The organism is Nocardia kruczakiae NBRC 101016 (assembly GCF_001612965.1).
Classification (GTDB): Bacteria; Actinomycetota; Actinomycetes; order Mycobacteriales; family Mycobacteriaceae; genus Nocardia; species Nocardia kruczakiae.
Genome location: NZ_BDBL01000059.1, coordinates 29,916 through 40,323 on the forward strand (window position 1 = coordinate 29,916; position 10,408 = coordinate 40,323).

At 63.0% G+C, this 10,408-nt stretch carries 12 protein-coding genes; 7 read left to right on the top strand and 5 right to left on the bottom strand.

The features are described 5' to 3' along the window. The first annotated feature begins 126 nt into the window (after positions 1 to 126). Both NK1_RS30260 and NK1_RS30265 read left to right on the top strand, forming a co-directional pair. Positions 127 to 1,758 (top strand): type IV secretory system conjugative DNA transfer family protein, encoded by a 1,632-nt coding sequence (locus NK1_RS30260; RefSeq protein ID WP_167354327.1) that lies wholly within the window; start codon positions 127 to 129, stop codon positions 1,756 to 1,758. Beyond that, positions 1,755 to 2,606 (top strand): DUF4913 domain-containing protein, encoded by an 852-nt coding sequence (locus tag NK1_RS30265; protein ID WP_063014255.1) that lies wholly within the window; start codon positions 1,755 to 1,757, stop codon positions 2,604 to 2,606. Before NK1_RS30260 ends, NK1_RS30265 begins: the two co-directional genes overlap by 4 nt. A gap of 429 nt (positions 2,607 to 3,035) precedes the next feature. On the opposite strand, the gene NK1_RS30275 is transcribed toward NK1_RS30265, so the two are convergent. Together NK1_RS30275 and NK1_RS30280 are read right to left on the bottom strand one after the other, a co-directional pair. After that, positions 3,036 to 3,233, bottom strand: a complete 198-nt coding sequence (locus NK1_RS30275) for a hypothetical protein (RefSeq protein ID WP_063014257.1) — start codon at positions 3,231 to 3,233, stop codon at positions 3,036 to 3,038. A gap of 2 nt (positions 3,234 to 3,235) precedes the next feature. Then, entirely contained in the window at positions 3,236 to 3,505 is a 270-nt protein-coding gene (locus NK1_RS30280) for a hypothetical protein (RefSeq protein ID WP_157104521.1), read from the bottom strand. 126 nt (positions 3,506 to 3,631) lie between these two features. Here NK1_RS30280 and NK1_RS30285 point away from each other — a divergent pair, with 126 nt between their 5' ends. The 3 genes from NK1_RS30285 (at position 3,632) to NK1_RS34820 (ending at position 5,306) form a co-directional block, all read left to right on the top strand. Beyond that, entirely contained in the window at positions 3,632 to 4,099 is a 468-nt protein-coding gene (locus tag NK1_RS30285; RefSeq protein WP_063014275.1) for an NUDIX hydrolase, read from the top strand. Positions 4,100 to 4,239: 140 nt separating this feature from the next. Continuing rightward, positions 4,240 to 5,028, top strand: a complete 789-nt coding sequence (locus NK1_RS30290) for a carbohydrate kinase family protein (protein ID WP_218023195.1) — start codon at positions 4,240 to 4,242, stop codon at positions 5,026 to 5,028. Positions 5,029 to 5,096: 68 nt separating this feature from the next. After that, positions 5,097 to 5,306 carry a hypothetical protein gene (locus NK1_RS34820; protein WP_156769430.1) on the top strand — a complete coding sequence of 70 codons (210 nt, stop codon included), beginning with the start codon at positions 5,097 to 5,099 and terminating at the stop codon, positions 5,304 to 5,306. Between the two features lie 62 nt (positions 5,307 to 5,368). Here the strand turns inward: NK1_RS34820 and NK1_RS30295 are convergent, their stop codons facing one another. Genes NK1_RS30295 through NK1_RS30305 form a run of 3 tightly spaced genes read right to left on the bottom strand, consistent with a single transcriptional unit; the run spans position 5,369 to position 7,853 of the window. Further along, the gene (locus tag NK1_RS30295) at positions 5,369 to 6,022 is read right to left on the bottom strand and encodes a hypothetical protein (RefSeq protein ID WP_063014277.1); all 654 of its coding nucleotides are present in this window, start codon (positions 6,020 to 6,022) and stop codon (positions 5,369 to 5,371) included. Positions 6,023 to 6,027: 5 nt separating this feature from the next. Next, on the bottom strand, positions 6,028 to 7,173 hold the full coding sequence (locus tag NK1_RS30300) for a radical SAM protein (protein ID WP_063014263.1): 1,146 nt from the start codon (positions 7,171 to 7,173) through the stop codon (positions 6,028 to 6,030). Beyond that, on the bottom strand, positions 7,170 to 7,853 hold the full coding sequence (locus tag NK1_RS30305; RefSeq protein WP_063014265.1) for an adenylate kinase family protein: 684 nt from the start codon (positions 7,851 to 7,853) through the stop codon (positions 7,170 to 7,172). Before NK1_RS30305 ends, NK1_RS30300 begins: the two co-directional genes overlap by 4 nt. Before the next feature lie 354 nt (positions 7,854 to 8,207). Here NK1_RS30305 and NK1_RS30310 point away from each other — a divergent pair, with 354 nt between their 5' ends. Together NK1_RS30310 and NK1_RS30315 are read left to right on the top strand one after the other, a co-directional pair. Next, positions 8,208 to 9,485, top strand: coding sequence for a helix-turn-helix domain-containing protein (locus NK1_RS30310; protein WP_063014279.1), 1,278 nt, complete (start codon positions 8,208 to 8,210; stop codon positions 9,483 to 9,485). 71 nt (positions 9,486 to 9,556) lie between these two features. Further along, complete coding sequence (locus NK1_RS30315) at positions 9,557 to 10,381, top strand: phosphotransferase family protein (RefSeq protein ID WP_245660942.1); 825 nt, start codon at positions 9,557 to 9,559, stop codon at positions 10,379 to 10,381. Positions 10,382 to 10,408 lie beyond the last annotated feature (27 nt).

The window sequence follows — 10,408 nt, forward strand, 5'->3', positions numbered from 1 at the left end:
CTCACGTGGGCGGCGCTGTCGGTCGGAAGCTGGTGCGCCGGACTGCCCGTCACCACGCACCCGGTCGCGGCACTGCTGCAGGTGATGGCCGGCAGACATCGGTGGCCATGGCAGTCGAGCGTGGTCATGGCGATCGCGCTCGCAATCATCGGGGCGGTCACAGCGGTGTTTCGTAGGCGGTGGGAATCGGTGCGGGGCAGTGACATCGACCGTGCGGCACGCACGATGGTGTCCCCGCGCCAGATTTCGGCGGCGCGACAGCAGGACAACGCCAGCGCCGCCGAGCGGCTTCTCAAAGACGCGCCAGCCGACGTCCGGGCGCTGCCGGGGCCGCCGTTGGGGCGCACCGTCGTCGGGGGTGTCGAGTTGTTCGTGCCGGCCGAGATGGGCGTGTTCATCGCGGCCGGGCAGCGCACCGGCAAAACGATGGCGTGGGCGATCCCGGCCGTGCTGAGCGCGTGGGGGCCAGTGTTGGCGACCTCCAACAAACCAGACCTCTACCGGCACACCGCGTTCGGTCGTGAACAGCGTGGCCGCGTCTGGCTGTGCGACCTGCAAGCCGTCACCGGGCAGCCGGTGTGCGGGTTCTGGGTCGACCTGCTCGACCGCGTCCGAACGTTGGCTGCAGCACGAAAGTTGGCTTCGTTCTTCGTCTCCGGAGCGTCGGGGTCGGCGTCAGAACGCGCGAACGCCCGCGTCGACTCCTACTTCGACGGCGGCGCGCAAGAACTGTTGTCCTTGTATCTTCTCGCGGCCGCGTGCGTCGACGGTGACCTGCTCCACGTCGCCGAATGGCTGTCCAGCGATCAAGATCAAACCCCGATCCTGATCCTGCGCCACCACAATCACCGGCGCGCGGCGCAGCGCATCCTCGACGCGCAAGGGTTATACGCGCGCCAGCGGGATGGGTTGTACGACATGGCGCGCCGGTTTTTGAACGTGCTCTCCGATGAGGGCTACGCCACCATGATCACCCCACCCGCCCGCACCCACATCAGCGTCTACGAGACCAGCGAGGCGATCATCATCGACACCGCGCTCGGACCGGCGACACACAACCTGCCCGAATTCAAACCCGCCGAATTCGTCACCAGCAACGACGCCCTCTACGCACTGTCGATGACCGGACCCGACTCCGCCAGCGCCCTCACCGCCGCCCTCGTCGGTCAAATCCTGGAATCAGCGCTCAGGATCGCCCGTGCACGCCCCGACGGGCGCCTCGCCGTGCCGTTGCTGGCGGTGCTCGACGAAGCGGCCAACTGCGCACTCATCGACGACTTGCCCAGCTACTACACCTACGCCGCCGGATGCGGGGTCATCCTGCTGACCATCGTGCAGGTCCTCGAACAGGCTGAAGACCTATGGGGCGCCAACGGACTCACCGTCATCCGCGCCCAATCCATCGAGATCTACGGCGGCAACATCGCCACTCCCACCTACCTCGAGCAGTGGGCGCGTCTGGTCGACGACCACGACGTCGCCGACCACTCCCGCTCGACCGGCCCCGGTGGCACCAACCGCTCCACCAGCTGGCGCGCCGAACCCATCCTCAACGTCGCCAAACTCGCGCGCCTGCCCAAAGACCGCGCCCTGGTCCGCCTCCCCGGCCACGAACCGGTCCTGATCGAAAAACGATCTTGGTGGGACAACCCCGCCCTCGAACCACTCGTCACACAATCTCTGGCCCGCTTCACGCAACCACCTCCACCACAGGCGCGACCGGAAAACACCGGCGGCGCAGCAGGAGTCGAACTATGACCACCCCCGCAACACCCGCAGGTTCACGCCAGACGCGCAAACCCGCAGCACCGGCGTATCCGGACTTCGTCACCTTCGCCGAGCAATGGCTGTTCCCGTTCATCACCGTGCGCCTCGCCGAAGCCAACCGCGAACACACCTGGACCTGGTGCAGCCAATGGTGGCGCCACCGCCCAGTGAGCGTGCGCATCGCTCACCTGCACCGAGCCTTCGAAGCCATGCGCGCCGACAAAAACGCCGCCGGCCTGTCGACCTTCATACTCCACCACCTCGACCCCCACTTCCGCCTCATCCTCGACGCCGCCAACGGCCCCCTGCACCGCTGCACCCGCACCAAACACGTCGCGCTGCCGTCCCTTTCCTGCGAACCCGTACCGGCCGGATGGTTCAAACCCCCAGCCAGCCCCGACACCAAATCGGGCGACACCAAGCCTTACCGGTTCGGCCACTACGCCGATTTCGTGGCCCAATGGCTGCTGCCGGTCACCGCGGTCCGCATCGCAGCCAACCATCGCGAAGACCAATACACGTGGTGTCGAAGGTGGTGGGACCATCGCAGCGTCGCCGTCCGCTTCGCCGCACTGCATGTCGTGTTCGAAGCCGCCCGCGTCGCCGAGGACCGCTCTGCCATGTCGACACTGTTCGTCTCCCACACCGACCCGCACTTCCGATACATCCTCGACGCCGCGAACGGGCCCCTGCACCGCTGCACCCCCGACCAGCACACACCCGAAACCGGAATGCCCACAGCAGACGTCCCCACCAACTGGTTCGCCACACTCGACGACGTCATGCCTGTAGAAGAACTCGGATTCGGGCCCGACTTTCGTTACCGCAAAGAACCGTGATGAAACGGCGCTGCGGAAAATGCGCGCGCCGCTACAGAGCCAGTGGTTATTGCACGAGGTGGATGTGACATTTCTCGCTGAAGGTTGCTGGTCAAATTCTCTGATCACCATAATTCCTGCCTTATTTCCACCCACGGCGGCCGTCGTATCGGTGTCTCCTGTATCGGCGGCCGGATGTCCTGCATACGCGGCAACACCTCAGTGTTCGCGTCCTCGCTACACCAGGGTTCAGGGTCGGCCGCGGCCGGCTGTGGGCGCTCTGTCCACTCGTCTTCATCGAGGAAAGCTTCATCCTCGTGCCGACCTTGTACGAACTCGCGGTGGCCAGCCGTGTGAGTGTGGTTCCACCACCCCCCAACTCGGAAGCTCAGCACCGCCGCGAACATAACGGAGCTTGGCCAGAGAACCAAGAGGAGCAGCCCACCCACCTCAGTCAGCCTCGATGGCCAGCAGGTATGCCGCTTCCAGATGCACCAAGCACTCGTCGGGGTGATGGTGCCGATGGATGTGTCGCAGTTGCCAGGCCCGCTCCACGCTCAGCTCCATGAGGTACACCTGGCAGAGGAATTCGGCCAGCTTCCCATCCGCATGAACGAATGTCTTGTACGGCAGGGAGTCTCGGGACATCGTCACTCCCACAGTCCGCCGCATGGCAGCGATGGCAGTTCATCGGTCACGTTGTCATCGACGATGATTCGAAGCCCGAACTCCGAGTAGACGCCGCGCATTAGCTCGTCGGCCACGTTCTGCGCTTGTTCTGCCGACGCCCGGTAATCCAGCGTCAACGCGCCGGATTCGATGTGGATGTGGCGCGAATAGCCCATGTCCACTATCTCCGTTCCGTTGGGTGGCCAAAATTTCTGGTAACGAGGGTGAACGGTGATCGGCACAACAGCCATACGCGAGCCCATTGGTCGGTATACGCCGGGCGTATGGGCCAACGGATGGTCGGCGAATAGGGTCAGCCTGCTTCCGTCTTGTCATAAAACCGCAGGTCAAATACCATGGAAGGTGGATTTATTTTCATGACCGACACTGTTGCTCCGCAGACCACTAGGTCAAAACCCCAGCGTCACAAGGTGACAGGGGATGTGCACCTCGTATTGCGCCGAGGCAGCGAGGTCCTGTTCGGCCAGCGCCAGAACACCGGCTTCGAGGATGGAGCCTGGCATCTGCCAAGCGGACACCTCGAAGCCGACGAGTCTGTCATCGACGCACTGATCCGCGAGGCTGAGGAAGAAATCGGGGTCATCATCAAGTCTGAAGATGTCCACTTCGCACACATTATGCACAACTCTTCCTCCGGTGGCCGCATGGCATTTTTCTTCATCGTGCGGGCCTGGAAGGGTGATCCCGAGAATCGGGAACCAGAAAAGTGTACTGAGCTGCACTGGTTTTCGGCGGATGAGCTGCCAGACCACATGATCGACTACTGCCGTGAGGCGATGGAGCACATCGCCCACAGTCGGTCTTTTTCCGTCTACGGCTGGTAACGATGGGCAATCCGTCTGGGCCAGTGGTGTGCGTCAGCTACTTGGCACTCGCCGAACTCTGGTCCGTCCCCCAGTTCCCGCGTCCCAACCACGGGGCCGAAATCAGAAGTATCGAGTGGTCGGTGGCGGCTGACGGGCCGATGACAGCGGCGACGCTCGCCGCGATGGGAGCGCCAGTTCGCCTGATTGCCAACGACGTTGGCGCCGACGAGCACGGAAAGTTCGTTACGGGATGGCTTGGTGACCGCGACGTCCAGCCCGGCTACATCCTTCGTCCAACGGTCGCGACACCACGAATTGTGGTCACGGCCGACGACCAGCACACCCGGACGTGGTTTGCCCATCTGCCAGAGGTAGTGGCCAGTCTGGAGCGTGCCGACCTGGCGCCGATCGCTGAGGCGTCGTTCCTGTACCTGGATTGCTACGAGCTGATCGAGCCGACCGTAGTCCGTGTCATCGGGGCCGGCCGCACCGCCGAGGTGCCGATGCTGCTCAACCTGGGCGGCTCGAAACTTTCTGCGACCGTCAAACGGGCACTCGACGGGTACGGCAATCTCCTTGTCCAAACCAACGTCGATGACGACGACCGCGAACACGCCCCTGCGCTGGCGACGGCGCTCCTGAGCGAAACCGACGCGGCGTGGGTGATCGTGACGGCTGGTGCATCCGGCGCGGTAGCGGTAAGCCACTCGGAAGAAATTGCGGTACAGGCATTTCCGGTAGAGGTTCGCCATACACACTGTGCGGGTGCGGCCTTTTCAGCCGGGTTGCTCTACGGCCAGCGGGCAGGGTGGGCGATGGAACGAAGTATGGTTCTGGGATCGGCCAGCGGGGCACTGCGGTGTGCACGACACCACAGCGCCCCGCTGCCGAGCCTGGTCGAACTGCTGGCGATGCTCCCAAGGGAAGAACGTTCAGTAGCGAGTTGACCTGCCGCAGTGCGCCTCTGCACATCGCGTCGCCGATTCTTGTCGTCGAGCGGGCGTACAGTGGGCTCGTGCCCGTCGCGTGGGAGCCGTTTGCCCTGATGGGACGCATAAATTACTGGGTGCTATTTCGGTCGGAAGGACCAATGATGGCAACGGGTAAGAAGGCCGCCAGCGAGGCTGGCAAGGAGTTGGGCAACAAGAAGTCGACCAAGGCGGAGAAGAGCGTCGCGGCCAGCGATCTGGCTCAGGCCAAGAAAGGCAAGGGCAAGAAGAGCTAACTCCGAGCCGCATCGGCCCTCCTCGACCGCAGACGAGGAGGGCCGATGCCGTGCGGAGCGGGCTACAGCACATTCCACTCACTGAGCCACCCGGTCACTTCCGCGAACCGCGTTCGGCTCATCTGCTTGGCTCTAGCCTCCTGTTCTGACTCGTCTTCGGCCCCGAACTGCCACCACGCTTCATTCGTATGGCGATCCATCACCAGGAATTTGTCTTTCACTGCCGGCCCCCGGATTACCAGGCTCGCCGCGAACGGGTCTGCCACGACCGCATGCACCATCGAGTGGTGCAGGGCGTACGTGGTGCCGATAGGTTCTTCGCGGACGTGCAGCACCGGCAGCTTGGTCGGCTCCACCTGTTCGTCCAGCTCGGCGTTGCCGAACAGGTAGTGCCTATAGTGCCCGCGCAGAATTCTGCTGGCGTAGCTCCAACGGTGATTGTGCGGCCGGTCGAAATACCCCGGCAGGAAGACGTGCAGCCGCACCCGCACACCGGGATCGTCCTCGCTGGCAAGCACGATTTTGTCCAGGATGTCGTAGTGCTCACAAAGGTTCATCAGCTCGGGTCGGTTCGGCAGGTCGTTCAGCCGGCCGCGGACTATGCTTGGGTTCGCCGCCAGCCGATCCAGCGCTTCCCGGCACATCATCTCGACTTCGTCGATATCCTCCCAGTCGATCCAGCGCAGTGCTTCAACTACGTGGTCCATGTCGTCCATGAAGGTCACTCCTCAGGCTTTGCGCTGGATTTCCACAACCGGCAGACCGGCACGATGTCCTCGTAGGCGGCGCAGGACGATTCGCCCATGATGACCTCCTCGGCCGGGCATCCGCCCATGCAGCCGCTCGATTTGCAGCCACCGCAGGAACTTTCGTTCAGGACACTGGTGAACAAGTCGAACTCGTTGACACCGTGGTTGAGCTGCACCTGTCCGTCCGTCGTCTGCGCGAAGTGCAGATCGGTATCGAACAGGTACGAGCAGACGTAGCAGCGGCCGTCCGGGAAGATCGAAATCCGATCCAACGTCCGGCCGATACAGCCTTGATACCCCTCGGCGGCGTAGCGCTCCATCTGGTCACGCCGGGCGTACGTCGGCTGGTACCACACTCGCGTGTTGTATTGCGGCGCAACTTTATTCAGTCGGTCGCAGAAGACGACCCACTCCGGCGGCGTCATTGCCATCTCCGGGTTGCCGTGTCCGGTGCCGATAGTCGAGAAGACGTGGAATTTCACCAGGCTCACGCCGAGCACATCGGCAATGTCGAGTAGCTGCACGACGTCACGCTCGTTGGCCTTGTTAACTGTGCAGATTATCCGCACATCAAATCCGCGTTCGGCCAACTCGCGTGTGGTTTCCATGGCTTCATCGAAGGTGCCTGCACCACGCACGCCATCGTGCGTGGCCTGACTGCCACCATCCAGGCTGACCTGCACGTAGGCGAAGTCATCGGGGGCAAGCTGCCGGAAGCGTCGCAGCGCCGGTTTTTGAGCGTTCGTCGTGGTGATGACGTGCTCATAGCCCAATTTCTTGCTGAGCCGGATCGCTTCGCAGTAGTGCGGGTGGAGGGTCGGTTCGCCGCCGAGGATGGTCAGTTTGCTCCCGCCCAGCCGGCGCCAGGTGGTGAGCGTGTCCACGATCTTCGGCAGGGGCATCTTCAGCGCCCGATCCAGACGTTCACCCATATAGCAGTGCTCGCAGCGCAGTTGGCACGCTTCGGTGATGTACAGGTAGACGTTGCGGAAGCGGCCATACGGCACGCGGTCGATCTTCTGTGGCTCCGGGACGTTCGCGCCTCTCGGCATCCGGGCGTGGCCGTAGCCATTGCTCTTCGGTTTCAGCGACGGCATGGGCAGGTCGGTACTGGTCATGACACTGGGCTCCGTGAAATAAGCAGGGGCGCAAGCAGGTTGGCCGCGCTGTCAATGGTGTTGGTGGTGTCGAGCTGGGTAATAGTGAGGCCGGAGGAGGTGAAGCAATCCCGGATGCCTTCGGCCGCTTGGTGGTAGCGCTGGAGGCGGGCTTTGAACAGTCGCGGTGAATCTCCTCGCCGTGGATGCAGCAGGCCGCCGCACCGGGCGCAGGTCCAGGTGTCCTCGGTTGTCGGAATGGCAGGCAAGCGAGGGTCACGGATCGGATCGCGTTCGCACTGGTGACAGACTTTGCGACTGCGGGCCCGCTGTTTCAGCGTTCGAACGTCGGTCACGACTTCGATGGGCTCAATGTGAACCCGTGGGATAAGCGGCCAGACGGTGGCAAGTAGTTGGCCGACCTGTGAGCCGGAGCCGGGGAAATTGTCGAGCAGCACGGTGTGCACAGTGGGGTCGGCCTGGACGGTGGCGAAGTAGGACCGGAGTGCATCGGCGACCGTGAACTCATCAATCCAACCAAGCCGGGCGCTGTCGGTGGCGGTGGCGGCAAGAACCTCCTTCGGTACCTGTTCGCGAAGACGAAAAATTGTTCGGCCTGGCGATAAGCCGAGGTGAAGGGTGAGGGTGGTTTTTCCGGCGGCCGGTGGGCCGAATATGGGCACTACCAGACTCAATGGCATGGCCAAACCCCTTTCGATAGGACCGGGTGTGTCCGGTCCCAAGGGTCGGGTTCGGGCGGGAATGCCACCACGACCACGGCGAATCCGGGGTATACATAAAGCGTATATTCGGGCGGGGAATCCAGTGGTAGCGTCGTTTGACAAGGGCGAACGGGGGTGGCAAGGGCACCCCACGATCAACATCGGAGTGGCCCCATGACACGCGTACCCGATCAGCAACGCTACTGCGTCCGCTGCGGGAGTAGACTCAACAGCTACAACGACGAATCATTATGCAGCCCTTGCGCAGTCGGCGTTCGAAGCGAACTTCATCGGCCTCCAGCCGTGCCGCTTTCCTTCTGGCATACCGATCAGATGCGCGATGCACTCGCGACCTGGCACCTGGGACGCGTGATCTTCGCCTATCGCAATCACCCGTACCATCGGCAGCCCTTGCCACAGGAGCGGGTCGCGGACTGGCTCGGTATCACGCAAGCCCAGCTCAGCCGACTGGAGAAGGGGCCAGCGCCGGAACATCTTTCCAAGTTGCGGCGCTGGGCGCAGAGGCTGGCTATACCGCCCGAGCTGCTGTGGTTCAAGCTGCCGGGGGCCGAGGTCGCTACGCTCGAAGATGTGAAGCGCCAAGATTTTCTTCGTGCGGCCCTTGGCGTCACGGTGACAGGTGCCGCTGCGCCGCTGCTTGAACTGCTGAGCACACTCGAACCCACGCCAGTACCGTCCACTGTCGGCCTGACCGAGATCGAGCAGATACGGCAAACCGCCCGCGAGTTCAGCACCTGGGACCACACATACGGAGGTGGGCTGGTTCGCGAAGCTGTCGGGGCGCAACTCCGGTACGCGGTCAACTTGCTCAACGCCCGTTGCCCGGAAAAATACCGCTCTGAACTTCAGAGCGCGGTGGGGTTCCTCGGCCACACTGCGGCGTTCATGGCCTTCGACGCCTACGCGCACGCCGATGCTCGGAGCATGTTCCGGTTGGCGTGGACCTGCGCTGAAGAAGCCGGCGATTGGCACCTTCGTGGCAAGGTGCTCTCATCCATGGCCCGCCAAGCTATCTGGTGTGGCAGTGCCGATGACGGGCTGACATACATCGAACTTGCCATGGTGCGCTCTGATCGCCTGACCGCAACCGAGCGCGCCATGTTGCATTCGGCGAGGGCCCGGGCCCTCGCCAAGCTGCACCGGGTTGAGGAAGCAGTCCAGGCGGTTGGGCAAGCGGATGAGGAATTTTCTCACGCTTCGCCGCAGAACGATCCACCTTGGATGAGCTATTACGACGCGGCGCAGCACTCCGGCGACACCGGACACGCACTGTTCGATCTTGCCCTCGAGGGGCAATTTGTCACCGAGGCCCGCTCGCGGTTGGAGAGCGCAGTGCACGGCCACACCGAGGCCTACGTTCGGTCGAAGGCGATCTCCGGCATCAAACTCGCGTCGCTCACGATGGCGACAGGCGACCCAAGCGAGGCCGCCCAACTCGGAAGCGCCGCCCTCCTCGATGCCGGGCATATCCGATCACGCCGTGCCGCAGACGATCTGCGCGAGCTATCCAGATTTTCCGAACCACACAGCACCGCGACCGAAGTCGAGGAACTCCGCACCCGCATCGGTACAACCGTGGCCGCCGTATGACTGCCCACGCGGCCCCGGACGACGCACTCTGCGTCTTGAAAACTGCCTGTGCGCAGGTTGGATTCGATGCCATGGACTCGGAACTGCTGAATCGAAGCGAAAACGCGATCTACCGGCTCCCAGACAAGAAGGTCGCGCGGATCAGCCGACCCGGCCAGCACGCCGCCGCAGAGCGAGAAGTTCGCATCGCAAGGTGGCTGGAAGCTTCCGGCGTCTCTGCGGTCGAGGTTGCTGGCGACATTGTCCAGCCTGTCGAGGTCGACGGCCGATCGGTAACGTTTTGGAAAGAACTGCCGCCGCACCATCACGGCACACCCGCGCAGGTTGCCGCCGCACTCAAGCAGCTTCACGCACTGGCGCCGCCGACGGATTTCACGCTCGGGAAGGTCGAACCCTTCGTTCGACTAGAAGAGCGGATCACGGCGGCAACTGTCCTCAACAAGGATGATCGGCGGTGGATGGTTGGCCACCTCGCGGAGCTGCGCGAACGGTGGACCCAGCTACCGGAGGGCTTGCCGTGGTCCGTGATTCACGGTGACGCTTGGGTCGGTAACGTCGTGGCGACAGACGACGGGCGGGTGATCTTGCTTGACCTAGAGCGAACCGCGATCGGGCCCCCAGAGTGGGACTTGGTGCATACGGCGATCAAATGGTCGTCGTTCGGTTGGATCAGCGCAAAACAGTATGCCGAGTTCTGCGATGTCTATGGGTGTGACGTTACGAACTGGGCAGGGTTCGAGTTACTGCGGGACATTCGAGAATTCCGGATGACGACGATGGCTACCCAGTCTGCCGTCAATAATCCAGCGTGGCGAAAACAATCGGCACACAGACTCGCTTGCATTCAAGGTCATTTCGGCGCGCGCCCCTGGGAAGGATGGCGCGCGCTCGAATGACATTCGTAGGCTGGCAAGTTACTTCCT